Source organism: Flavobacterium orientale, from assembly GCF_014638005.1.
Classification (GTDB): Bacteria; Bacteroidota; Bacteroidia; order Flavobacteriales; family Flavobacteriaceae; genus Flavobacterium; species Flavobacterium orientale.
On record NZ_BMFG01000006.1, the window covers coordinates 215,157 to 241,140 of the forward strand.

At 32.9% G+C, this 25,984-nt stretch carries 24 protein-coding genes and 2 other RNA genes; 15 read left to right on the plus strand and 11 right to left on the minus strand.

Features of this window, described 5'->3' with window-relative positions:
* Positions 1-336 precede the first annotated feature (336 nt).
* Positions 337-735: a transfer-messenger RNA gene (gene ssrA, locus IEV15_RS09600) on the minus strand.
* Positions 736-938: 203 nt separating this feature from the next.
* Here ssrA and IEV15_RS09605 point away from each other — a divergent pair.
* From IEV15_RS09605 to IEV15_RS09615, 3 genes are all read left to right on the plus strand, one after another.
* Positions 939-2,153: an NAD(P)-dependent oxidoreductase gene (locus IEV15_RS09605; protein ID WP_188362308.1), complete on the plus strand. Its 1,215-nt coding sequence runs from the start codon at positions 939-941 to the stop codon at positions 2,151-2,153.
* A 194-nt stretch (positions 2,154-2,347) separates the two neighbouring features.
* Entirely contained in the window at positions 2,348-4,102 is a 1,755-nt protein-coding gene (locus IEV15_RS09610; RefSeq protein WP_188362309.1) for an MFS transporter, read from the plus strand.
* A gap of 239 nt (positions 4,103-4,341) precedes the next feature.
* Positions 4,342-4,764 carry a lipocalin family protein gene (locus tag IEV15_RS09615; RefSeq protein ID WP_188362310.1) on the plus strand — a complete coding sequence of 141 codons (423 nt, stop codon included), beginning with the start codon at positions 4,342-4,344 and terminating at the stop codon, positions 4,762-4,764.
* 143 nt (positions 4,765-4,907) lie between these two features.
* Here IEV15_RS09615 and creD read toward each other — a convergent pair whose 3' ends face one another.
* The 5 genes from creD to IEV15_RS09640 form a co-directional block, all read right to left on the minus strand.
* Positions 4,908-6,251 (minus strand): cell envelope integrity protein CreD, encoded by a 1,344-nt coding sequence (creD, locus tag IEV15_RS09620; protein ID WP_188362311.1) that lies wholly within the window; start codon positions 6,249-6,251, stop codon positions 4,908-4,910.
* A gap of 51 nt (positions 6,252-6,302) precedes the next feature.
* Positions 6,303-6,626, minus strand: coding sequence for a hypothetical protein (locus IEV15_RS09625; protein ID WP_188362312.1), 324 nt, complete (start codon positions 6,624-6,626; stop codon positions 6,303-6,305).
* Between the two features lie 3 nt (positions 6,627-6,629).
* Complete coding sequence (locus IEV15_RS09630; protein WP_188362313.1) at positions 6,630-7,292, minus strand: DUF1361 domain-containing protein; 663 nt, start codon at positions 7,290-7,292, stop codon at positions 6,630-6,632.
* A 45-nt stretch (positions 7,293-7,337) separates the two neighbouring features.
* Positions 7,338-7,634: a winged helix-turn-helix domain-containing protein gene (locus tag IEV15_RS09635; protein ID WP_188362314.1), complete on the minus strand. Its 297-nt coding sequence runs from the start codon at positions 7,632-7,634 to the stop codon at positions 7,338-7,340.
* A gap of 119 nt (positions 7,635-7,753) precedes the next feature.
* Positions 7,754-8,377, minus strand: a complete 624-nt coding sequence (locus IEV15_RS09640) for a hypothetical protein (protein ID WP_188362315.1) — start codon at positions 8,375-8,377, stop codon at positions 7,754-7,756.
* A gap of 76 nt (positions 8,378-8,453) precedes the next feature.
* Here IEV15_RS09640 and IEV15_RS09645 point away from each other — a divergent pair, with 76 nt between their 5' ends.
* Positions 8,454-8,795, plus strand: a complete 342-nt coding sequence (locus tag IEV15_RS09645) for a DUF1801 domain-containing protein (RefSeq protein ID WP_188362316.1) — start codon at positions 8,454-8,456, stop codon at positions 8,793-8,795.
* Here IEV15_RS09645 and IEV15_RS09650 read toward each other — a convergent pair.
* Positions 8,792-9,871 (minus strand): glutaminyl-peptide cyclotransferase, encoded by a 1,080-nt coding sequence (locus IEV15_RS09650; RefSeq protein WP_188362317.1) that lies wholly within the window; start codon positions 9,869-9,871, stop codon positions 8,792-8,794. The two genes, IEV15_RS09645 and IEV15_RS09650, sit on opposite strands and share 4 nt — an antisense overlap.
* A gap of 88 nt (positions 9,872-9,959) precedes the next feature.
* On the opposite strand from IEV15_RS09650, the gene ffs reads away from it, so the two are divergent.
* The 3 genes from ffs to fsa all read left to right on the plus strand — a co-directional run bounded on the left by ffs (position 9,960) and on the right by fsa (position 11,930).
* Positions 9,960-10,057, plus strand: an RNA gene (gene ffs, locus IEV15_RS09655) — signal recognition particle sRNA small type.
* Between the two features lie 182 nt (positions 10,058-10,239).
* Positions 10,240-11,043: an SDR family oxidoreductase gene (locus IEV15_RS09660; RefSeq protein WP_188362318.1), complete on the plus strand. Its 804-nt coding sequence runs from the start codon at positions 10,240-10,242 to the stop codon at positions 11,041-11,043.
* Positions 11,044-11,273: 230 nt separating this feature from the next.
* A complete protein-coding gene (gene fsa, locus IEV15_RS09665; RefSeq protein WP_188362319.1) occupies positions 11,274-11,930 on the plus strand; it encodes a fructose-6-phosphate aldolase in 657 nt (218 codons plus the stop codon).
* A gap of 46 nt (positions 11,931-11,976) precedes the next feature.
* Here fsa and IEV15_RS09670 read toward each other — a convergent pair whose 3' ends face one another.
* Positions 11,977-13,413, minus strand: coding sequence for a TlpA family protein disulfide reductase (locus IEV15_RS09670; protein ID WP_229734130.1), 1,437 nt, complete (start codon positions 13,411-13,413; stop codon positions 11,977-11,979).
* A 133-nt stretch (positions 13,414-13,546) separates the two neighbouring features.
* Here IEV15_RS09670 and IEV15_RS09675 point away from each other — a divergent pair, with 133 nt between their 5' ends.
* The 7 genes from IEV15_RS09675 (at position 13,547) to IEV15_RS09705 (ending at position 20,006) form a co-directional block, all read left to right on the plus strand.
* Positions 13,547-15,163 carry an ABC-F family ATP-binding cassette domain-containing protein gene (locus IEV15_RS09675; RefSeq protein ID WP_188362321.1) on the plus strand — a complete coding sequence of 539 codons (1,617 nt, stop codon included), beginning with the start codon at positions 13,547-13,549 and terminating at the stop codon, positions 15,161-15,163.
* 93 nt (positions 15,164-15,256) lie between these two features.
* Positions 15,257-15,814, plus strand: coding sequence for a bifunctional pyr operon transcriptional regulator/uracil phosphoribosyltransferase PyrR (pyrR, locus tag IEV15_RS09680; protein ID WP_188362322.1), 558 nt, complete (start codon positions 15,257-15,259; stop codon positions 15,812-15,814).
* 3 nt (positions 15,815-15,817) lie between these two features.
* A complete protein-coding gene (locus IEV15_RS09685; protein WP_188362323.1) occupies positions 15,818-16,744 on the plus strand; it encodes an aspartate carbamoyltransferase catalytic subunit in 927 nt (308 codons plus the stop codon).
* 68 nt (positions 16,745-16,812) lie between these two features.
* Entirely contained in the window at positions 16,813-17,145 is a 333-nt protein-coding gene (locus IEV15_RS09690) for a ribonuclease Z (protein ID WP_188362324.1), read from the plus strand.
* An 85-nt stretch (positions 17,146-17,230) separates the two neighbouring features.
* Positions 17,231-18,163, plus strand: coding sequence for a ribonuclease Z (locus IEV15_RS09695; protein WP_188362325.1), 933 nt, complete (start codon positions 17,231-17,233; stop codon positions 18,161-18,163).
* A gap of 107 nt (positions 18,164-18,270) precedes the next feature.
* Positions 18,271-19,356, plus strand: a complete 1,086-nt coding sequence (gene dnaX / locus IEV15_RS09700) for a DNA polymerase III subunit gamma/tau (protein ID WP_188362326.1) — start codon at positions 18,271-18,273, stop codon at positions 19,354-19,356.
* 113 nt (positions 19,357-19,469) lie between these two features.
* The gene (locus tag IEV15_RS09705) at positions 19,470-20,006 is read left to right on the plus strand and encodes a DUF8439 domain-containing protein (protein ID WP_229734131.1); all 537 of its coding nucleotides are present in this window, start codon (positions 19,470-19,472) and stop codon (positions 20,004-20,006) included.
* Here the strand turns inward: IEV15_RS09705 and IEV15_RS09710 are convergent.
* The 3 genes from IEV15_RS09710 to IEV15_RS09720 are packed head-to-tail and all read right to left on the minus strand — an operon-like array spanning position 20,003 to position 23,509.
* Positions 20,003-20,893 (minus strand): Ppx/GppA phosphatase family protein, encoded by an 891-nt coding sequence (locus IEV15_RS09710; protein ID WP_188362327.1) that lies wholly within the window; start codon positions 20,891-20,893, stop codon positions 20,003-20,005. The two genes, IEV15_RS09705 and IEV15_RS09710, sit on opposite strands and share 4 nt — an antisense overlap.
* 7 nt (positions 20,894-20,900) lie before the next feature.
* The gene (gene ppk1 / locus IEV15_RS09715) at positions 20,901-23,027 is read right to left on the minus strand and encodes a polyphosphate kinase 1 (protein WP_188362328.1); all 2,127 of its coding nucleotides are present in this window, start codon (positions 23,025-23,027) and stop codon (positions 20,901-20,903) included.
* A complete protein-coding gene (locus IEV15_RS09720) occupies positions 23,024-23,509 on the minus strand; it encodes a SixA phosphatase family protein (protein ID WP_188362329.1) in 486 nt (161 codons plus the stop codon). Before IEV15_RS09720 ends, ppk1 begins: the two co-directional genes overlap by 4 nt.
* An 836-nt stretch (positions 23,510-24,345) precedes the next feature.
* Here IEV15_RS09720 and IEV15_RS09725 point away from each other — a divergent pair.
* Positions 24,346-25,984 (plus strand): SprB repeat-containing protein (locus IEV15_RS09725; RefSeq protein WP_444542647.1); only part of this gene is annotated, 1,639 nt, incomplete at its 3' end.

A 25,984-nucleotide genomic window follows, 5' to 3' on the forward strand; every position in this document is an offset into this window, starting at 1 on the left:
ACAACTATTTAGAGTCATGCTCATTGAGAGTGTGCCGGGAACCAATATCACAATTAGTTACTACTATTTAGAGTCATGCTCATTGAGAGTGTGCCGGGAACCAATATCATAATTAGTGGCAACTATTTCGAGTCATGCTCATTGAGAGTGTGCCGGGAACGATGAAGGCAATTAGTAGGATCAATTTTGAGCTTTGCTCATTCAGATCGTTCCAGGAATGATGAAGGCAATTAGTAAGAATTATTTAAAAAAATCTTCTAATGTCGGCACCCGGTCGGCACAAATTAAAACACCCTATCTTCAAAGTATTGAAAATAGGGCGTTTTTTGTTTTTCATTGTGGAGTCGGAGAGAATCGAACTCTCGTCCAAACAAGCAACCAAAGAGCTTTCTACGCGTTTATCCTCTGATTGAGTTTTCGACAAAAAGCAAGGCCAAAGGCAGCCACTTCTTGCTTAGCTTTATAGTTGTCAGAAGGGATTCAAAGCATTACCCTTCCTAGGTTTATTTTTACGGTTCACCTGAATCAAACGCCACAAACCAAGGCTTTTGAGGTGAATCCAGCTTTCCTACCTGGTAGGAACGAGGCAAATCTTACTATAATTCAGATTAAGCAGCTAAAGCGTAATTATTTTCGCCGTTTATAAGTTGTGAACCTTGATATTTACGAGCCAAATGTCCAATGCTCGACGTGCTTACCGTTTAGTTCCACCTGCTGTCAAAACCGGTCGACCCCATTTTTTCTGTTTTCCGTTATCGGTTATCAGTTATCTGTTGTACCAACTCGTAACAAAAACCAGACCGCAAATATACACCAAAATTTATAATGTTTATATTTGTCCAGAATAATCATTTTTGTTATATTTGAAACAAAATGAATTCTGAATGTTAAAATATAACATAATTAATTCGTTTACAACAGAATAAAACCTACTTGCTATGATTTTTGGTATTATAAAAGAAAGAAAAAATCCACCGGATAGAAGAGTTGTTTTCTCTCCTCAAGCTCTTCTTGATATTAAAACACAATTTCCCCAAATTAAAATAAAAGTTGAAAGTTCAGACATTCGCATTTATTCTGATGACGATTATAAAACTGTTGGTTTTGAGGTGACAACTGACATGAGTGATTGTGATGTGCTTTTTGGTGTTAAAGAAGTGCCAACTGATGCTTTGATTCCAAATAAGACCTACTTTTTCTTTTCACATACAATAAAAAAACAGCCCTATAATAGACGATTACTTCAAACTATTTTAGATAAAAACATTACTTTAATTGACCACGAGACTATTGTTGATAAAAATAATAGTCGATTAATTGGTTTTGGGAGATATGCGGGAATAGTAGGAACGTATAATGCTTTCAGAGCTTTCGGAATTAAATATGAGTTATTTAATTTGGCTAAAGCAGAAACATTATCAGGAAGAGACGAATTGATTACGCGTTTGAAACGACCCTTTTTACCGCCTATTAAAATTGTTTTAACCGGCAAAGGTAAAGTTGGTATGGGTTCCAAAGAAATTTTGGATGCCATGAAGATCAAAGAAGTTTCAGCGGAAGATTTTTTAACCAAAACCTACACTAATCCGGTTTATGTTCAATTGGACGTTTTGGAATATAACAAGCGAAAAGACAGTAAGGTTTTGAATAATCAAGATTTTTATTTAAATCCGAAAGACTATGTTTCGGACTTTGAACGATTTACTAAAGTAGCAGATGTTTTTATCACGGGTCATTATTATGCTAACGATGCTCCTGCTATTTTAACCAGAGCTATGTTGCAGTCGCCAACAAATAAGCTGAAAATTGTAGCTGATATTTCTTGTGATGTTAAAGGACCGATTGCTTGTACGTTGCGTTCTTCAACCATAGCAGATCCTTTTTATGGCTATTTGCCCAATGAAGATAAAGAAGTTCCGGTTACTCATCCGGCATCCATTATGGTCATGGCTGTTGACAATTTACCTTGTGAAATTCCAAGAGATGCCAGCGAAGGTTTCGGTGAAATGTTCATTAAGCATGTGATTCCTTCTTTCTTTAACAATGACAAAGAAGGTATTCTTGAAAGAGCAAAAATGACTGAAAACGGTAAATTAACTCCGAAATTTAGTTATCTTCAGGATTTTGTGGATTCTGATAAAGTAAAATCTTAATTAAAGTTAGCCAACTTTTTTTTTGACTTTTGAGTTATGAAAATTAATTGGTTAATAACTATTACTTGCTTGGTGTATTTTAAATTTATCATAGCTGTATATTTAAAAAATATTTGAATATGCATCCATTTAAATTGAATGAATTGGTATTCAAATTTTATTATTTTAACCAATTACTTTAATTTTTACAGCAGATGAATACAAGTCTAACCAAAACCAATTATCCTGCACTTTACACCTTAATTACTGTTTTCTTTTTTTGGGGATTTATAGCCGCAGGAAACAGTATTTTTATTCCATTTTGTAAAAACTATTTTTCGTTAGATCAATTTCAATCACAATTGATAGACTTTGCTTTTTATACGGCTTACTATCTAGGAGCTTTACTATTGTTTGCTTTTGGAGCGTTTAGTGGTTCTGATTTAGTCAGTAAATGGGGTTATAAAAGAAGTATTGTTTATGGATTATTGTTTTCTGCACTTGGAGCTGGGGCTATGATTCTAGCGGTTCAAGCTAATGTTTATGCCGGGATGTTGGTTGGATTATTTATAGTAGCCTTGGGATTTTCATTACAACAAACCGCGGCAAATCCATTTGCAATTTTATTGGGAGATCCAAAAACAGGAGCCAGTCGTGTAAATTTAGGTGGCGGAATTAACTCTTTCGGAACGACTATTGGTCCGCTGATTGTTGCCTTTGCATTATTTGGAACAACAGCTTCCGTTAGTGATGAGCAAATAAAAAGTTTGGGATTAGACAAAGTAATCTTATTATATATAGGTGTTGGGATTCTATTTTTAGTTGCAGCTGCTCTATTTTTCTTTTCTAAGAAAGTTCCAGATGGCATTTCTAATGAACCCATAGAAAAAGCCAACAAAGCTTTAACCACATTAGTGATTATGACCGGATTATTGGCTATTTGTTTTGCTCCGGTATTTTCAAGTTATAAAAGTGAGGAAGCATTAAAGATAGCTGCTTTGCATGAGGAAGTAGCAAGCTTAAAAACACAAACGTCATTAGAAGCAGTTTCCTATGAATCACAATTAATCCAACTAAATTCTCAAATAGAGGTATTAAAACATCCTTTGGAAATGCAACGAATGTATTGGCTTTCTGCTGCTTTACTTGTGATTGTTGCCGGTTTGCTTTATGCGAATAAAAGTGCACAAAAAAATAGCGAAGGTTGGGGAGCTATGCAATATCCGCAATTGGTTTTGGGCATGTTAGCCATTTTTACCTACGTTGGTGTGGAAGTTGCCGTTGGAAGTAATTTAGGAGAATTATTAAGTTTAAAAGAATTCGGCGGATTACAATCTTCGGAAATTGCACCTTATATTTCAATGTATTGGGGAAGTTTGATGATAGGAAGATGGGCCGGAGCCATAGCTGTTTTTGATTTACGAGGCATCAAAAAAGCCATTGCTTTGGTTGTTGTGCCTTTGGTTGCCTTTGCGATAATTTTAACGGTAAATACTTTAGCTGATAAAGACATGACTCCTTTATACTACTATGTTTTTTGTGTTTTTATTCAAATCATTGCTTTTTTTATTTGTAAAGATAAACCGGCAAGAACATTAACCATTTTTGGATTAATGGGAATTATAGCTATGTTGATCGGTTTGACAACAGATGGAATGGTTGCTATATATGCTTTTTTAGCCGGTGGTTTAGCATGTAGTATTATGTGGCCGGCTATTTTCAGTTTGTCTGTTATTGGTTTGGGAAAATATACCGCTCAAGGTTCAGCGTTCTTAGTGATGATGATTTTGGGAGGCGGCATTATTCCGCCTTTGCAAGGTAAATTATCAGATATTATTGGTATTCATAATTCATATATAATTCCGGTTATATGTTTTGTTTATTTGACCTTATTTGCCGTTTTGGTTAAAGGAATTTTGAAAAAACAAGGAATAAATGTGGATGAAATTGAAGCGGAGGGAAGCCACTAAATGAACCAATTATTATATTAAAACCCAACAAGTGATTGTTGGGTTTTTTGTTTGTATTTACAATTAATATCTAACCGAAATGAACCTGTCTAAATTCTAAAATTTGTTAGTAAATAATAGATATCAAATGTCTCTGAAAGTTTTCAAAGCAATAATCATACAAAATATAGCTATAACTCTGTAACATTATCCCGCTTTATTCCAATTAATTTTACACCTAACAATTTAAACAAAAAAAAATGAAAAATCGAAGTCTGTTATTCGCCTTAGCCTTAAGTATTGGATTATTTACCGCCTCTTGTAGTGATGATGATAATGATGGTGAAACATTACTTCCTGTAATAGGAAAATGGAATATTACTAAAGTAGGGTCTGTAATTAATGGTCAAGAAGTATTATTTGATGCTCCACAAAACGAGCCTGGTTGTGATAAAGATTATATTGATCTTAAGATTGACAATGATGTAAATCAAGGTGAATATGATTCAACAACAACCGCTTGTCAGTTGATTACAAAAACCGGATCTTATTCAAGATCACATAATAATCTAACTACTACAATTGATGGTGTTACAAAGGTGCAGGATATTATGAATCTTACTCTTTCAGAGTTGAAATTAAAAGATGCAAGCGGTATTATTTCAGTTTATGAAAAAGACTAGTTAGCATTTTAAATGTACTATCTTAATGAAAAGGAATGAATGAGAAAAACGGAAACACTTTGATTAGTTGTTTCCGTTTTTTTTGTTTGTTATCCCGAAAGGTCACAAAGTACTATTGTAAACCTTTGTTTAATGCGAGAGATTTAATTCCCTATACTCCAATCAATCTTCCTAGAAAAATACATCACAGCAGCTAAGATCAAGAATAAACCAATACTTCCCACTAACAACGCATAATCTTCCATTTGAATGATCACAAAAATAAAAGTGTATAACCCTGAAAGCGATATCCCGATGAAAGCCGGAAACTTTTTGTTCTTTAAAATCGAGATGGAATAGAGTGAAATCAATACAATTACTGAAATCCCGGCAACTACATAAGCCAAAGTGAAACTACTGTGTTCGGTTATCGAAATTAGTAACGTATAAAACATAATCAATGCCAGTCCTATCATCGAATATTGAAAAATATGAATGTTGATTTTGCTGATACTTTGAATCAGGAAAAAGATTAAAAAAGTCAATCCAATCACCAAAAATCCATATTTAGATGCTCTTTCGTTTTGTTGGTATTGATCTACAGTTGTGATAAAATCAACACCAAAAGCATGTGGTTTCACATTGGGCAAAACTTCAAACGATTGTTGTGGAAAAGGTCGGTTGAGGTGCAACACTTCCCATTCGGCTTCGAAACCTTTGTCGGTAATTTTTTTGTTTTTGTCATTGGGTAAAAAGTTGCCCGAAAAGCTAGGTGACGGCCAATTGGAAGTCATTTTTGCTGAAGTCGTTTTGCCAATCGGAGCAAAATGAATCATCTTACTTCCGTTGTAATTGATGTTAAAAGTAAAATCTTGTTTTTTGTTTTCACGAAGCGATTGCAAGTTTACCAATCCGGTTTCTAACGTCGACATCGAATCGTTTTGTTTGTTTTGTGTAGGTTCAAAACGGTAGACGGAATCACCTAATTTAAAATTGACTTGACTTTTGATACTCTTCAAATTGGTGGTTCGAATCATTACGGTGGCTTTATCCCAAAGGATATTTTCATCTGCTATCGAGTTGATTTTAAAATTAGGAATTACATAACTTCCCGAAAAATCCATTTGTGCGTTAAACACATTCGATTTATACAAACTGCGTTGTAAAGGTTTCACCATTGTGACATCTGTAGTGTTTTTTAATTCCTCTGGAAAGAAATAAGCCAGTTTTGTTTCAGTGATGTATTTCTTAATTTGTTGGTTGGTTTTACCATCATATTCGATTACTTCGCTAGTTTGTTTGTAAGGAATTTTAATAATTGGTCCGTAGAAATAGATGTTTTCTCCCCATTTTGAAGAAGTTTCCGAAACGACTTCTTTTTGACGAACAGCTCGTTCTTCAATTAAACTTTTAACAAATTGAAGAGGTATTAATAAAATAAGCGTTAAAAAGCCAACCATGATGATTTTTGCGGTGTTGGACTGAAAGAAATTGGTCTGTTTTTCCATGAGTGAAATGTTTTAGATTGTTAGATTATTAGATTTTTGGATTAATAGAAATTAGAAAGTAAAAAGATTGATTCGATTAATAGTGATATAAAAATAGCCTACAGCAATGGGAATATTAGCCATTACGATTAGGATTTTGATACCGAAGTATTCTCTATGATTTCTAAAAAAAAGAAAATGATGCACGAGATTCAGAAATACAACACCATTGACAAATAAGGCAATCATCACATAAAAAATACCAATGATAAAGATGGAATCTACTTTTGGAAAGAGTTGACTCAATATGAATACTAGTGTTCCAATCAAAAATGAAGTGATGGCGACTTGAGTAGAGAATTTGCCGGTAACTGTGGCATACGTTTTTTTTGTCATAGTTTATGTGTTTTGATTTTTAAAAGTTAAAGTAGCTGCCACGAAATAGATAACGAATAAAAAAGTACCAAATCCAATAGTGAATTGTTGTACTTCAGTTGAAAATAAAGAAGAAAACAAATTTGTAAATAAGTCAATCGGATTTGTAATGACATCCCAGCTGTTGAAACGAAGATAACGACCTAAGTAAATACCAAATGCTGTTAGATAAACACTAAGAAATACAATTATCCGACTCAAATTTTTTGAATGATGTATAGTTAGTATTTTTTGAATGGTAAAAAGTGAATAGAGTCCAAACAAAAATCCGGTTATAGAAAATGTTGCAACTACTAATAAATCATACCAAACGGGAACACTATTGAATTTGTTTAAATGAAAAAAGTCAGTTAGAATGTAAAATGAATTAGGTAAGAATAGCAGCCAAACCAACAACGTACTAATTCGTAGCCATTTGTTTTCTTGAAATTTTATCGATAGTTTTAAAAATTGAGCAATGAAGTAGGGGATGCCACCTAAAAATAAATTCCAAATCAAAAAGAAAAAGAAAATGCTTTGGGAAGTTTTGGCCCGAATCAGTAACAATGCACAGCAAAATAGTGTTAACAAAGACAGCATAAGTGCTTCTTGTTTTTTTGTTTTCAAATAGTGTTTTATAATTTTCATATTAAAAGTACTTTGTATTTCAAAGTTAATAGATAAAAAAATAGATTAGTTTTTTTTGATTAATTTTTCAAGAGCTTCAATATGATCTTGAAATGCTTTTTTTCCCAATTTTGTGGCTTTGTAGCTTGTGTTTGGTTTTTTACCAATAAACTGTTTTTCAACAGCGATATATTCTTCAGATTCTAAGGCTTTAGCATGGGAGGCAAGGTTACCATCAGTTGCACCCAACAATTCTTTCAAGGTGTTGAAATCGGCACTTTCATTTACCATCAGAATCGACATGATACCCAGTCGTATTCGATGGTCAAAGGCTTTGTTTATATTTTGGATGATGTTTTTCATTTTGCAAAGGAAAGGAATTACTATTTTTTTTGGAACACAGATTGATAAAATTTGAAAAATTTGAAAAATTGAAAAGAATCTAAATATCCAAAAATCTTAAAATCGGATAATCCAATTATTTAATTTCTTTCATATTTAAAATACATAATACTACCATATAAAATGTGGCAAACGCCGAAACCTATTGCCCAAAATAATAAGCCATAGCCCAAAAACCAGGTACAAAGTAAGCCCAAAACAATAAAGGTTAATCCTAAATAACGAACACCTCCTATTGTATATTTACTGGCATTTAAACAAGCTAATCCGTAAAATATTAAGGTGAGAGGAGCAATTAGACCTAACATTTCTTTTTCAATAAGAAATAGTATAAAGAAACCTCCGGTAGCCAACGGAATTAAAAAGTTTATTACTAATCTTCTGGCTGTGCTGTTCCAAATGGTTTCGTTGTTCTTTTTTGCTTTTTGAATGCTTAATAGAATTCCGGTTAGCAAAGAAAGTAAAGCTACAGATGTGGCAATCACCAATAGTCGAATAACGGCCTCTTCTGATATTACTAAATTCTTATAAGCTCCCATTGTAGATGTATCAAAGTAAATCGTTTTATAAGCCAACCATGCTCCAATTAATGCATAGGTTCCGGCTAAAATCCCTGAAAGTCCACTCAACGATAAAAAGCGTGAGGAACGGTTCATCAAATTTTTGATTTCAGAAAGGTCGTTGAGGTATTTCTCGTTTTCCATTTTTAAAGTACTTTGAGATGCAAAGTAAAATATAATTTTTATTCTGACCAAAACATTTTTAGATTATTTTTGAAAAATGAAACCAGCCGAGGAATATATTTTAAATCAACCCGAACCCTATCGTTCTATTTTATTGCATGTTCAGGCAATAATTGAAGCGACATTGCCCGAAGTGCAACTGCAATTTAAGTATGCTATTCCGTTTTATTATTTAGATAAAAAGCCTTTCATCTATTTGAATGCGAGTCACAAACGCCAGTATGTTGATGTTGCCTTTTTTAGAGGTTATAGCTTGACATTACATCAAAATAAATTGATAGGCGAGGGGCGATCTCAAGTGAAATCGTTGCAGTATAAAAGTTTGGAGGAAATTGAAAATGACGTTATAATTGATTTATTATTGGAACAAAAAGGTTAATCAAAATTCACTTTTAATTCAAACATTTTGTCCCAATTTTTTCCTGTCACAAAAATAGTTTTTGTTTTAGGATTGTAGGCTATTCCGTTTAAAACATCAATATCCGGATGTTGTGTGACTTGCTTTTTCAATTCAGATAAATTGATGATGCCTTCAATAGCTCCGGTTTTAGGATTAATGATAGCGATAGCATCTTTTTGGTAAACATTCCCAAAGATTTTACCATCAATCCATTCCAGTTCGTTGAGAGCTTTTATTTTTGAAGCACCGGCATAAACGTTGATATAATCAGTCATTTCAAATGTTTCGGGATTCATTATCCAAATTTTTTCAGTGCCATCGGTTTGATATAAATTGGTTCCGTCGTTACATAAACCCCAACCTTGAATGCGTTTGGTATAATTAAATGTTTTGATACGTTCTAAATTATCGGCATTGTAAACAAAACCCACTAAGCTTGTCCAGGTTAGTTGGTACACTTTATTGTTTAAAATAGTAATTCCTTCACCAAATAAATCATCAGTAAGTTCTACAATTTGATGTACTTTACCCGTTTTATAATCTGTTTTTCTTAAACTTGATTTTCCTTTAGTTCGAGTTCCTGCACCTTCACCGTTTCCGGTTCCTTCGTAAAGCGTATCACGATGAAATTCCAATCCTTGCGTATAGGCTTTGATGTCATGCGGATAAACATTAACAATAGAATAAGACAGAATTTTCGGTTCAATATTTGAAACTAATTCGGAGCGATAAGTGGTTTCTACATATTCTTTTTCAAAATAAATCAGTGCTTTTATATTTTGATAACCCAACTTTTCGTTAGCAAAAGCAAAATTCAATTTTTCGTTACCGTTTACGCGACCTATTTTTTTATTGTTAACATAATAAATAATGCTGTCAATTGCTTTATTTTTTGCATTAACAATTTCGAATGTAGCCGATTCCGACGGGTTGTATTGTGATTTTATTACAGAAGTATTAAAAGAAAACCAATCGGATTTATCTTTTTTAGAATCGTCACAACTGAAAAGAAGTGTGCTTAATAAAATGAATGATAATAAGTTACGTTTTTTCATGAATTTATTTGCTAGTAAAGCCACAAATATAAGGATTTGATTCGACTAAAATTACTTGTAAAAACATAAAAAGATTGTATATTTGCATCGGCAAGTCCTACACGACCAGCTCCTGCAAACTCCTCCAGGGTGGGAACACAGCAAAGGTATGTGGTTGTAGCGGTGCGATGTAGGTCGCTTGCCATTTTTTATTTCTTCTCTGTTACCGTTTTTCGTTTTTACAATTACTTCTTCTTTTTTTATCCTAATTAAATCATTTGAGTAATCCTTCATTTGATTAAGTCTATTTTTAGTTTGATAGAAGATTTTTGAAAACAATGTCCAATTCACAAATCACTAATTACTATCTTTGACTTTTAAACCTAACCATGTCAAAAGTTATTCTCATCACTGGCGGTTCCTCCGGAATTGGTAAATCAATTGGCACTTTTCTGCATCAAAAAGGCTATGTTGTTTATGGAACTAGTAGAAATCCAAATCAAGTGAAAGATTCTGTTTTTCCTTTATTACAATTGGATGTTAGGGATGTGAATAGCATTGAATCGGCTATTTCCAAATTAATTCATAAAGAAGGTAAATTGGATGTTGTCATTAATAATGCCGGAGTTGGAATTACCGGTCCGCTCGAAGAAATCCCCACCCAAGAAATCAAAAACAATTTTGAAACTAATTTTTTTGGTCCTATTGAAGTGATAAAAGCCGTTTTGCCTCAAATGAGAAGTCAACAATCAGGTTTAATTATCAATATTACTTCCATTGCCGGTTATATGGGATTGCCTTATCGAAGTGTTTATTCCGCCTCAAAAGGTGCATTGGAAATTATCACAGAAGCTATTCGCATGGAAGTAAAATCATTCGGCATTGAATTAACCAATGTAGCTCCCGGCGATTTTGCCACCAATATTGCTTCCGGTCGTTATCATGCTCCATTAAATGATGATTCAGCCTATAGCATTCCTTACGGAAATTCACTAAAAATGATGGACGAACATGTCGATTCAGGGAGTAATCCTGACGAAATGGCGTTTGCAATTCATAAAATTATTGAAACATCAAAACCGAATGTTCATTATAAAGTAGGAAGTTTTCTCCAACGTTTTTCAGTTGTTTTAAAACGAATTTTGCCTGATAAAATGTATGAGAAGATGTTAATGAAGCATTACAAGCTTTAAATATAGGTTGTTGCTCCATCTCGCTATTTTCATGCAATGAAAAAATGAAAAAAAACATCTCGCAAAGTCGCAAAGAAGCAAAGACGCAAATTTCGAACTTAGTTTTTGCGACTCTGTGACTTTGCGAGAAATAAATTAAGTATTTTGCTTAACCAGAAACTTGAAACTTGAAATTTGAAACCTGAAACAAAAATAGTAACTTTGCATCCGAATTTAAACACAACTCACATATGAAATTTTTTATTGACACCGCAAACCTCGATCAAATCAAAGAAGCTCAGGCTCTTGGTGTTTTAGATGGTGTAACAACCAATCCGTCTTTGATGGCCAAAGAAGGCATCAGCGGAAAAAATAATGTTTTGAAACATTATGTTGACATTTGTACTATTGTAACCGGCGATGTAAGTGCCGAAGTAATCGCAACCGATTATGACGGAATGATAAGAGAAGGTGAAGAGTTATCGGAATTACACGAACAAATCGTGGTAAAATTACCAATGACTAAAGAAGGGATTAAAGCGTGTAAATATTTTTCAGACAGAGGAATTAAAACCAATGTAACGTTAGTGTTTTCTGCCGGACAAGCTTTGTTAGCGGCAAAAGCAGGAGCTACATATGTTTCCCCTTTTATTGGAAGGTTGGATGATGTATCAACTGATGGATTGATGTTGATTGAAGAAATCCGCGAGATTTATGATAATTATGGTTATGATACACAAATTTTAGCTGCATCTGTTCGTCACACCATGCACATTGTTAACTGTGCAAAAATTGGTGCCGATGTCATGACCGGACCTTTATCAGCGATTTTAGGTTTACTGAAACACCCGTTAACTGATATTGGTTTGGCTCAGTTTTTAGCTGATCATGCTAAAGCAAATCAATAATAAATAAGATAAAAAAAATCCCGCTTTTACTCGAAGCGGGATTTTTTTATTTTAAATAATTTGTAAAGTTGACTTCAAACAAGTTAACAAAACCATTTTTGATGGTACCATTTTGATCAATAATAATAGTTCTTTGTAGTTTATTAATGGCCCATTTGCTTTTTAAATCGTCAAAATCAGCAGCTCTAAATTCATTAACAACACCAAATTTATATTGTTTTAATAATTGAATCCATTCCTCATGATTGTCGTCAATGTTGATAGCGATGAACTGGTAATCAGGATATGCTTTTTGAAAATCAATTGCTTTTTTATGACAAGCCGTTATGTGAGATGAAGCGTTGGAAGTCCAAAAGAAAATAACACTTTTACGTTTTAAAATGGATTTGCTGCTAATTTTTGTTCCGTTTAAATCCAACAAACTAACTTCGGGTAATTCTGCTCCAACTTTAAGTAATTTAATCGAGTTGGCTAATTTATTTATCTCTTCTAAGCTTTCTTTATCTGTAGATAAATCATTAAAGCGTTTGATAAATTGTGCATTGTTTTCACTATTTTGATCTTCTAATAAATAAGAGAAAGCAACTGAATTTAGTATTTTGTTTTTCACTTTTGCAGATTTAAATAAAGTATCTGCAATATTCAATTTGTGCAAATGTATTTCTAAAGCTTCTGTAGTAGTGTTGGTTGAATTTACATTACTATAAGAAACATTGCTCATCATGTAAGTTAAATAGCGAACAAATGGCGAATAATTAGTCAGGTTAACATTATTGTAATCAATATTTTTTCTATGGTCATAATAATTCTTTGGTAAAGAATCGTTTATGATTTTTCCTGTTCTTAACTTGTGAGCAATCGGATATATTTCTTTTTTTGAATTATGATGAAATTGTAAAGTGGCATTGGCATAGATATCAAAATCATCATTCCATTTTATATTTTCTTTTTTCTTGGAGTAGAAGTTTTGATTTTTCTTGAAAGAAGCATCAATTGTAGCTTGAAATTTTTTAGTGTCGTAATCAAAAATATCAAACATTGTACTTCTATCTTCTTGATTTTTTAGATACAATTCCATCAAGAAATTGTTTTTTTCGTCACCTCTTCCGCAAAAAACAATAGATTCATCAAATTCAACAGGATTGATTCGGACCATCAAACTGTCATTTTTATCAAAATATACATATTGGTATTCCGGATCGTGCTTAAAAGTATACATTCCCGGAGCAAGCGAATCAAATTGTTTGAAGAATTGATTTTTTTCGTTCAAAAAAAGCGTGTCAATTATTTCGTCATTCTTGAGAAAAAGGACATAATTGCTTTTTGGATTTACAACTTCACCACCAAAATAAGCTATATAATTATCACTAGAGAACTCCTTATTACATGAAAATAATAAACATAGAGTTGCTACAGAAAATAATGGAAGTAATTTTTTTGAATAGGCAATCATTAAAGTATTATAAGGTATTATGAATAACAAATGTATTTTTATTTGTTGTTACTCCTTGTTAATAGACAGTTAAAATAAACCTATTTTTATTCTAAATAAGATACTTATAAAACTCCACTAATTTTTTCTACTTTTGCACCACATTAAAAATAAATAAAAAAGAATGTTAACAGTATCCAATTTATCGGTTCAGTTTGGAAAAAGAATTTTGTTTGATGAAGTAAATGTAACTTTTACCCAAGGCAATTGCTATGGAATTATTGGAGCCAATGGTGCCGGAAAGTCAACATTTATGAAAATTATTTCTGGTGATTTAGATCCAACATCAGGTAGAATTATACTTGAGCCCGGAAAAAGAATGTCGGTTTTAAACCAAAATCACAATATGTTTGATGAACATACGGTTTTGGAAACTGTCATGATGGGAAATAAAGTTTTGTTTGCCGTAAAAAAAGAAATGGATGATTTATACCTTAACTATACTGATGAAAATGCAGATAGAATAGGGGAGTTGCAAGTGCAGTTTGAAGAAATGAACGGATGGAATGCAGATTCCTCGGCTGCCACCTTATTATCAAACTTAGGTATTTCTGAAGAGTTTCATTATACGTTAATGGCTGATATGGATGCAAAATTGAAAGTGAGAGTGCTTTTAGCTCAAGCTTTATTTGGTAATCCTGATGTATTAATCATGGATGAGCCTACCAACGATTTGGATTTTGAAACCATTGGTTGGTTAGAAAATTTCTTAGCCAATTATGAAAATACAGTTTTAGTTGTATCGCATGACCGTCACTTTTTAGATGCGGTTTGTACTCATGTTTCCGATATAGACTTTGGAAAAATCACACACTATTCAGGAAACTATACTTTTTGGTATGAAAGTAGCCAATTAGCAGCCAAACAAAGAGCTCAACAAAACAAAAAAGCAGAGGAGAAAAAAGCTGAATTAGAAGAATTTATTCGTCGTTTTAGTGCCAACGTTGCAAAATCAAAGCAAGCTACGTCGCGTAAAAAAATGATTGAAAAATTAAATTTAGATGAAATAAAACCTTCCAGCAGAAGATATCCTGCCATTATATTTGATCAAGAGCGAGAAGCCGGAGATCAAATTTTGAATGTAGTTGGATTAAGCAGTACGCTTGAAGGCGAAGTGTTGTTTAAAAATGTAGATTTGAACATGGCAAAAGGCGATAAGATAGTTGTGTTTTCAAAAGATTCAAGAGCTACCACCGCTTTTTATGAAATTTTAAATGGCAATCAAAAAGCGGATTCCGGAACCTTTAATTGGGGAATCACTACGAATCAATCCTACCTTCCGGCAGACAATCATTCGTTTTTTGAAAATGATTTAACTTTGGTTGATTGGTTACGCCAGTGGGCAAAAACCGAAGAAGAACGCGATGAAGTATATGTAAGAGGTTTTCTTGGTAAAATGATTTTCTCAGGAGAAGAGGCTTTAAAAACCGGACGTGTTTTATCAGGTGGTGAAAAAGTGAGATGTATGATTTCACGAATGATGATGTTGCGAGCCAATGTTTTAATGCTTGACGAACCAACAAGTCACTTAGATTTGGAATCGATTCAAGCCTTTAATAATTCCTTGAAAAATTTCAAAGGTTCGGTGTTGTTTACAACCCATGATCATGAGTTTGCACAAACAGTTGCCAATAGAATTGTCGAGTTAACGCCAAATGGGGTTATAGACCGTTACATGACGTTTGATGAATATTTGGACGACGATAAAGTAAAAGAATTGAGAAAAAAAATGTATTCATAAATTAATTTCATAATCCCGTTAGTTACTAACGGGATTTTTTTTAAAACAAATCACAAAAAAATTATATCTTTACCAACCAAACAACGCACTATTATGAGTCAAAAAATATTGCTCACTTCAAAGGAAGTCAATATCATTCTCCACCGTTTGGCTTGTCAACTCATTGAAAAACATCTTGATTTTTCGGACACTATTTTAATTGGATTACAACCCCGAGGTTCCTTTTTGGCAAAACGATTAGCAAAAATATTAAAAGAAGAATACCAAATTGCTACCATACAAATGGGTTTGTTGGATATTACTTTTTTTAGAGACGATTTTCGCAGAGGAGAAAAACCACTAGAAGCTAATAAAACTGAAATAGATTTTATTGTTGAAGATAAAAAAGTCGTTTTTATTGACGATGTTTTATATACCGGAAGAAGCATTCGTTCGGCTTTAACGGCCATTCAATCCTTTGGACGTCCGGCCGAAATTGAACTATTGGTTTTAATTGACCGAAGATTTAGTCGCCATTTGCCCATTCAACCCGATTATCGAGGAAGACAAGTAGATGCTATAAATGATGAGAAAGTAAAAGTTTGTTGGATAGAAAATGATGGCGAAGACGCTGTTTATTTAGATACCACAACACAAAATAAATCAACCTAAACAATGTCTGAACTAACTGTCAACCATTTATTAGGTATCAAATACCTGCAACCAGAAGATATCAATCTCATATTTGAAACCGCCGATCATTTTAAAGAAGTAATCAATCGACCGATTAAAAAAGTGCCTTCTTTGCGTGACATTACTATTGCCAACATTTTTTTTGAAAACAGTACCAGAACCAAATTATCTTTTGAATTGGCTCAAAAGCGACTTTCAGCCGATGTGATTAGTTTTTCGGCAGCACAATCGTCAGTAAAAAAAGGAGAAACGCTTATTGATACTGTTAATAATATACTTTCAATGAAAGTAGATATGGTGGTGATGCGACACTCAAATCCGGGAGCGGCTTATTTTCTTTCTAAGAATGTAAAAGCCAGTATCATTAATGCCGGTGATGGAGCACACGAACATCCAACACAAGCTTTGTTAGACAGTTATTCTATCAGAGAGAAACTAGGCGATGTTGCCGGAAAAAAAGTAGTCATCGTTGGTGATATATTACATTCCCGAGTGGCATTATCCAATATTTTCGCTTTGCAGATGCAAGGAGCAGAAGTAAAAGTTTGCGGTCCAAATAGTTTGATTCCAAAACACATTGAAAGTTTAGGTGTAAAAGTAGAACCCAATTTACGCAAAGCTTTAGCTTGGTGTGATGTTGCCAACATGCTTCGTGTTCAAAATGAGCGAATGGATGTGAATTATTTTCCTTCAACACGAGAATATGCCCAACAATATGGATTGGATAAAGAATTATTGGATTCTTTAGACAAAGAAATTGTTATCATGCATCCCGGTCCAATTAATAGAGGAGTAGAAATCACTTCGGATGTTGCCGATTCAAAACAATCAGTTATTTTGAATCAAGTTGAAAATGGAGTTGCTATTCGAATGGCAGTAATTTATCTTTTAGCTTCAAAAATTAAATAAATTTTGTATATTAGGAGCAGAGTAACTCAGAACCTCACCAACTCAGCATCTCAGAACCTCAAAAAAAAATGAAAGTAGACATAAAAGGACATACCACTACACTGCGAAACACACAAGGTGATTGTTTGGCTTTTTTAGATAAAGTAACCACACAATATCAGAGCTATAAAGAACAAAACCTTATTTTGGACATGTCACAAGATAAAGATATTACTTTAAAGGAAATAAAACTTTTTGGTGATTTGTCTAAAATGCATAAAAAAGCAAAAAAATCATTTGTTATCGTTGTTGATGGTATTGATTTTAATGCAGTTCCTTCAAAAATGACAGTTGTACCCTCTCTTTTAGAAGCACACGATATTATTGAAATGGAAGAAATTGAACGTGATTTAGGATTTTAAAAGTAGGGAGTTGTTAGTTTTGAGTAGAGAGTATTCAATATACTTCATTAAACAAAATCCCGCAACCCGTAACCCGCAATATTAATTGAAACTAACTATTCTTGGCTGTTATGCCGCAACACCACGAACCATCACCAATCCTACGGCTCAGGTTTTAGAGATAAAAAATCATTTATTTTTGATTGATTGTGGCGAAGGAACTCAAGTGCAGTTGCGAAAACAAAAAATTAAGTTTTCAAAAATCAATCATATATTTATTTCGCATTTACATGGTGATCACTTTTTTGGATTAGTAGGTTTAATTTCTACATTTATGTTGTTGAACAGAGAAAGTGATTTACATGTTTATGGTCCCAAAGGAATAAAAGAAATCATTTTATTGCAATTGCGATATGGCAATTCGTTTACGGGTTATAACTTGTATTTTCATGAATTAACCACAAAAGATCCTTCCGTTTTATTTGAAGATGAGAAAGTAGTTGTTTCTTCATTTCCATTGAAGCATCGGGTTTATACGAATGGATTTTTATTTCAAGAAAAAAACAAAGAACGAAAACTTAATATTGAGCAATTAGAAGCTTATTCCATCGATAAATTATACTATCAAAAAGTAAAATATGGTGGCGATATTACACTGGAAGACGGAAGTGTGATTCCTAATGAGGCATTGTCTTTTGATCCGGAAGTTGCCCGAAGTTATGCGTTTTGTTCTGATACAAGTTATGATGAATCGATTATTCCATACATAAAAGGAGCAACTGCAATTTATCATGAAAGTACGTTTTTAGAAAAAGAAATGCATTTGGCAGAACGAACATTTCATTCCACAGCAAAACAAGCAGCAACCATAGCAAAATTGGCAGAAGTTAAAGCACTGATTTTAGGTCATTTTTCTACACGATATGAAAAAATTGAATGGTTTGAAGAAGAAGCCAAAACCGTTTTTGAACCGGTTTATTTAGCAGATGACGGCACTGTTTTTGAAATTTCAAATGAAAAAATCACGGTTTTAAAATAGTAAAAAAAAGTTTAAATTATCAAATAAGCTATTGTGGATAACTTATGAAAATTGGTAACTTGTCAATCGAATTTTAAATTTTATATTTGCTATCCAATCCCATCAAAATGGAACAATTTATAGTATCTGCCTTAAAATACAGACCACAAACTTTTATAGATGTTGTGGGTCAGCAAGCTATTACAAACACATTGCTGAATGCTATAGAAAACAATCACTTAGCTCAGGCTTTGCTTTTTACTGGACCTCGTGGTGTTGGAAAAACTACATGTGCCAGAATATTAGCCCGAAAGATTAACCAACTGGGTTATGATGACCCCAACGAAGATTTTGCTTTTAATGTTTTTGAATTGGATGCTGCTTCAAACAATTCGGTTGATGATATCAGAAATCTAATTGATCAAGTTCGCATCCCGCCACAAACAGGACAATATAAAGTTTATATCATTGATGAGGTTCACATGCTTTCGCAAGCTGCATTTAATGCTTTTTTGAAAACATTGGAAGAGCCGCCTCGTCATGCTATTTTTATTTTAGCTACAACAGAGAAGCATAAAATCATTCCAACCATTTTGTCGCGTTGTCAAATTTTTGATTTTAAACGAATTACGATTAAAGATGCACGCGAACATTTGGCTTATGTGGCAACAAGTCAAGGCATTTCATTTGAAGAAGATGCTTTGCACATCATTGCTCAAAAAGCCGATGGAGCCATGCGCGATGCGTTGTCTATTTTTGATCGAGTAGTTTCTTATTGTGGAAATAATTTAACACGTCAAGCCGTCACTGAAAACTTGAATGTTTTGGATTATGAAACCTACATTAATGTAACTGATTTATTAATCGAAAATAAGATTCCGGATGTTTTGCTTTCCTTTAATGAAATCTTAGCAAAAGGATTTGATGCCCATCATTTTATTCAGGGATTGGCTTCACATTTCAGGGATTTGCTTGTTTGTAAAAACCCTGCAACTTTGGTATTACTGGAAGTTGGAGAGCAAACGCAAAAACTTTACGGAACGCAAGCTCAAAATTGTTCACAAGACTTTTTGTTAAAAGGAATCGAACTGGCAAATGATTGTGATTTGAAATATAAGAGTAGTCAAAATCAACGCTTGTTGGTTGAATTATGTTTGATGCAATTGGCCTCTATCACTTTTGATGGAGAAAAAAAAAAGTTAACGGATTTATAATTCCACCTTTTCATTTTTTAGGAAAATTAGGTTCCATTGAAGTAACCACTTCAGTTGAAGAAGAAAAACCTGCTTCTTTATCAGTTAAAGAGAATGAAATAGATAAGGTTCCTGTGCCTGAATTAGAGGTAAAGCCAACTGAAATAGTAAGTTCATTAAAGCAAGAATCAATTGGTTTATCGACTGGAGATAACAAAGTTTCTGCTTTTTCCTTATCAAGTATCAAAGCCAAGAGAGAGTTGGAAGCCCAACAAAAATCGATGGTTAAAGAAACAGTTCAGTATCCAACAGAACCCTTTAACGAAACCGATATGTTGTTGCAATGGAACAAGTTTGCCCAAAAATTAGAAGACAAGGGACAAATGATTCTGCACTCGTTGATGATGATTAATGATCCAAAATTAGAAGGAGCAACTATTGTTCATGAATTACCAAATGAAGGTACACGAATTGAATTTGAACGTCTTCAAAACGAATTGTTGGGTTATTTAAGAGGAATGCTTCACAATCATGATGTGTCAATCCAGCTGCATGTAAACGAATCCATGGAAAGTAAACGTGCTTTTACACCTCAGGATAAATTCAATCGATTGAACCAACTCAATCCAAATTTGGAGTTGTTGCGTAAAACGTTTGATTTAGATATTTAAATTCTTCCGTAATACATCGCTTTTACTATACCGTCAGAAAGTCCGATTTTAGGAACATAGATATATCGAGCTCCGCTCCATTTCATGGCATTCAAATAGATTTTTGTAGCAGGAATAATAACGTCAGCTCTATCGGGATTTAAACTTAATTCACTAATTCGTTGTTCATAAGTCATGGCATTCAACATGGCATATTGTGCATTTAAATTCAAATAGGATAGTGGTTTATCTTGTTGTTTTCCGGTCATTTTAAACAATTTGTTGATGTTTCCACCCGATCCAATCATGGTTATATTTTCAAATGGAGCCGTATTTATTTTAATCCATTTTTCAATTTCGATCCAAACTAATTCGTTTACCATATTGTTCAACATTCGAACAGTTCCGTTTTTGAAGGATTTTGAGGCTATAATTTTTCCGTTTGAAAACAGTGAAAACTCTGTACTACCACCACCAACATCTACATATAAGTAAGCTTTGTCAGTGCTGATGTATTCTTTTAAATCGGAAGTAGCAATAATTGCAGCTTCTTTTTTTCCATCAATAATTTCAATTTTAATGTTAGCTTCTTGCTGAATAATTTCTATAATCTCAGTGTTGTTATTTGCTTCACGCATAGCCGAAGTTGCACAAGCCATATATTTTTCCACCTTATGAACTTTCATTAAAAGTTTATAAGCTTTCATGGCATCAACCATTCGCTCGATATTTTCATCTGAAATTTCTCCAACAGTAAAGGAATCTTGTCCCAAACGAATAGGTACACGAACTAAGGAACTTTTATTGAATTGTGTTTCTTTGCCTTCTTGTTCCACGATGTTAGTTACTAATAACCTCATGGCATTAGAACCAATATCAATTGCGGCAAATGTTTTTAATTTTATCATGAGGTTTTTATAATTCTTCTGCGATTACATCAAGTTTATCGCGGTAATAATTGTAGGTTTCAATTTGTGCTCTAAAAATTCGCTCTTTTTCATTTCGAACACGATATTTATTATCTAATTTTTCAGAATGCAATCTTGCTTTGACATTGCCTTTCCATCCGAGGTCAAAGCTATCTATCAATTCTTTTTTAATATTTTCATCATATATCGGACAAGAAACTTCAACACGTGCATCAATATTTCGGGTCATAAAATCAGCAGAAGAGATATAAACTTCCGGTTTGTTATTGTTTCCAAATATAAAAACGCGAGTATGTTCTAAAAAATTATCTACAATACTGATGGCTTCAATATTTTCACTCATTCCCGGAACACCGGGTATTAAACAACAAATTCCTCTTATTATTAATTTTATTTTGACTCCGGCTCTACTGGCATCATATAATTTGTCAATCATTCTATAATCAGAAAGACTATTCATTTTTAAGTTAATATACGTTTCTTTTCCCGAAAGAGCATGCATAATTTCTCGGTCAATCAACTTATAAAATTTGTTTCGGGTATAATGAGGTGAAACCACCAAATGTTTGTAACGATGCACGCGATAATTCACTTCAAAGAAATCGAAAACTTTGGCAGCATCTTTTAAAATTTGTTGATGACAAGTAAACAACGTAACATCTGTATAAACTTTTGCTGTTGATTCGTTAAAGTTTCCTGTTGAAATAAATCCATAACGTTTAATTTTAGCATCTTCTAATCGTTCAATAACACAAATTTTACTGTGTACTTTGAGACCTTTAATTCCAAAAATCAACTCGATACCTTCCGTTTGCATTTGTTCCGCATAAGAAATATTGCTGGCTTCATCAAAACGGGCTTGAAGTTCAATTTGAACAACAACTTTTTTTCCGTTTTTAGCAGCATTTATTAGCGAACTGATTATTTGAGAATTTTTTGCCAAACGGTATAAAGTAATTTTAATGCTTACTACTTTTGGGTCTAATGCCGCTTCCCGAAGGAATTTTATCAAATAGGAAAATGATTGATAAGGGGCATTTATTAAATAATCTTTAGTGCTTATTTTTTGAAGAATACTACCTTCTAAATTCAGTCCTTCAACCGGAAGTGGAGTTTTACTTTGATATAACAAATCAAAACGGCCTAAATTTGGGAAGTCCATGTAATCTCTACGGTTATGATATCTACCCCCGGGAATGATACTATCAGTTGCATCAATATTCATCTTTTCGAGAAAGAATTTTAATGTATCTTTATCGATAGCTTGGTCATAAACAAAACGAACAGGTTCGCCAATTCTTCGGTCGCGAACACTTTCAGAAATTTTTTCTACCAAACTTTTACTTAAATCACTATCAATTTCTAACTGAGCATCACGAGTAATTTTAATCATGTGAGCTTGAATACTCTCGTAGTTAAAAATTGTAAAGATTTTATTTAGATTATATCGTATCACATCATCTAAAAGGATGATGTATTTTTTATTTGCAGTAGATGGCAATTCTACAAAGCGATTGATTGTTTTTGGAATTTCAATAACTGCGTAACGAATTTCTTTTTTTGGTTTTTTAAAACCTAAAAATCCAGATTTTACGTCGTCATTTTCCGGTTTCATCACCATTTTAACAGCCAAATAGCCGGAAGTATCTTTTAATATCGGAAACTCAGCTAAGTCATTAAGTATGATTGTTACCAGGGCAGGGCTCACTTTTTGAACAAATAAATCGTTTAGAAAGCTTTCTTGGTCTTGTGTAATCTCTTTTTCATTAATGATATAGATGCCTTCCGTTTCAAGTTCCTTTTCAATGCTGTTTAAAATTCGTAAACTTTCAGATTGTTGTTTGATTACAATTTCAGTTATGTCATTTAGTAATTGTTGCGAAGAGATGCCACCCAACACTTTTTCTCCGGTAAGACCAGATAAGCTCAATCGCCTAATTGCAGCGAAGCGAACTCTAAAAAATTCATCTAAATTATTTGAAAAAATACCTAAAAAACGAAGACGATCTAGTAACGGAACAGTTGGGTCTGCTGCTTCTTGTAGTACTCTCGCATTAAAATTTAACCAACTTTTTTCTCTGTCAATATAGCGGTACGAAATGGCTTTAATCATTTTAAATCTTTTGGGAATAGGGTTTTATTCGTTTTACCATTTTTTATTGATGACCAATTTAGTGTTTCAAATTGTATAGATACAAATCCTGAAGTTGGAACATTATCAATATAAATGTCCCCAAATTTATTAACAAATTCTGTGATAGCCTCATTATGTCCGAAAAGAATAACATTTTCATAACTATCTTGACATGATTTTATAATTTTCTCTAACACATTACTATCAAAAGTATAAAGTTCATCTCTAAAAATTATACTATCTAATGGCCATGACAAATTTTGGGCAAAGATAATTGCTGTTTCCGAGGCTCTTTTAGCGGTACTACTCCAAATTAAATTTTTAGAAGGTATGCTGTTTTTTATAGTTGTAGCAACTAAGTGAGCATCCTTAATTCCTCTTGTTGCTAATGATCTTTCTTTGTCAATTAGAGGAGAATCCCAGCTAGATTTTGCATGTCGAATTAAAATCAAATTTTTCATTTTTAATTCATTTTTAAGTTTATGTACCAATGTACAAAATTTATTGCAGTTGAATAAATTATTGTTCAAATTGTAATTATTTCTACAATTGTTAATAAAATGTTTAGATTTTACTTTTCCAAAAGAAGTATTTTATAGTCTTAATTTGCACTTCATCGATTGATAAAGTGATAATTTCTTACATAAAAAACACTTTTAACGCTTTTAATCGATAAAAAAATGCATTTAATCGATAAAATATTTTTTTTATTCATTTCAACTTTATACATTCGAACTCAGAAAATTTAGTTTTTCTGATAAAAGGACTGTTAATAACCTTGTTAAAAGTAACAATTTTTAGTCTAAAATGAAGGAAAAAACAGAAGGAATTGAATTTAAATTATGTGATTTTAAACCACTAAATTGTATAAAAATGTGTTTTTTATCGAGTTTTTAGGTTAGTTACAGAAAAAATGAACAAAATTTTTATTATGTATATAGCTTAGCTCCGTAAAAATAAATTTTCGAAGACAAGCATTAAAATAGTTTTAAACCCAAAATCTACAAAATGACAGTATTAACAAACACTAGTGTATTATGGAAAGAGAAAAAATATCTTCCTTCAAGACCCGGTCTCCACAAAACAAGTTAATAACATATTTACTTGTTTGCTCACTAGAGACTAAAATTAAGATAAGGTTACTAAAACCAATCTTAATCGATTTAAAAAAATTTTCAAATTCTATTTTGACCTTTTTTTTACCACAAAACATTTTAGTTGATTATTCATCTAAATCGGTTTTGTTAGCAAAAAAATATAATCAAAAATCAAATCATAGATTGTTAAAAGAGACAGTATGAAAACAAAATTATCTTTTTTACTATTATTAATATTCATTAGTTATAGTAATTTATACGCTCAATTTACTCCGCAAACACCAGATTTACGTTTGTGTGGTAATCCTCCTAGTTATTATTTGAATTACTTTAATTGTACTTCAAATAACTATACTTTGGATCAAGTGTATTTGAGTTTAACCAATGTGAATGGAGTTCCTATTAATAATACGACTTGTATACCCGGAACTACACAATCGGTTTATGTGATGTTAAATTATACATCCAATTCAAACTCTACTGTTCACAATGGTAGACTTTTTGCCGATTTGTATATTAACAATGTACTTACCTCTTTAAATGTGTGGATGGGGGATATAGCTCCCGGTGCAGGTCAACGCCAATTGTTTGGTCCATTTAATTGGGTTTGTGGTCAAGAAGTTTCTTTATCAAGAGTATTGGTAACTTGGACTACTAATAATTCTAATTTACAAAATTCTTATACTTGTAATGCTTATAACAAATCACAATGTGAGTTTGGTGGTAATACAATTATTGCTGCTCCTTTAGCAGTTCAATTTGATTATACTGCTTGTAGAGTAGGTAATCAAACTACTGTAAATTTTGATTCTACCACAAATGGTGGTATTCCGCCTTATACTTATGTATGGGATTTTGACACTAACGGCACAACAGATGCTACTATTGACAATCCAACACATGTTTATAATAGTTTGACTAATACGGCAACATTGACTGTTACAGATTCTCAAAATCTAACTAGTTCATTTGTAGTTGTAATTAATAGTCCGAATGAACTTCAGATTACAGGTGATGTAAATTCGCCAGGATGTAGTGGAGGTCAAACCGGCTCAATTAATTTGAATGTTTCAGGAGGAACAGCACCCTATACTTATTTATGGAGTAATGGTGCAACAACTCAGAATGTATCCAATTTAGCCCCAGGAAATTATTCCGTTGTGGTTAAAGATTCTTTTGGTTGTGAAAAATCATTTCAAGCAACTATTTCAGTTGGTGATCTTGTTCCACCTGTTGTAACTGCACCTTCAGCAACGACTGTTCAAGGTTGTGGAACGCAGTTTGTTTCAAACACGCCTCCTTATTCAGCAACTGAAACAGCAATTACGATTCAATTATTTAACCAATTGGGTGGAACTGTAACAGATACTTCAATTATTACATCAGTATATTATATTGATACTTTTACAGGTTCATGTCCAACAGTTATTTCAAGAACATATAAAGCATATGATGATTGTCAAAATGTTGGTACGGCTCAACAAACTATCACAGTTGAAGACACAACAGCTCCAAGCTTTGTTGAGACATTACCTGCAAACGTAACTGTATCTTGTGGATCAGTTCCTGCAGCGGTAACATTAACAGCAACAGATTCTTGTGGAACAGCAACGGTAACTTTTACAGAAAGTGAAGTAGCAGGTTCATGTGCAGGATCAACAATAATCACTAGAACTTGGACAGCAACAGATGCTTGTGGTAACTCAGTATCACATGTTCAAACTATCACAGTTGAAGACACAACAGCACCAAGCTTTGTTGAGGCATTACCTGCAAACGTAACTGTATCTTGTGGATCAGTTCCTGCAGCAGTAACATTAACAGCAACAGATTCTTGTG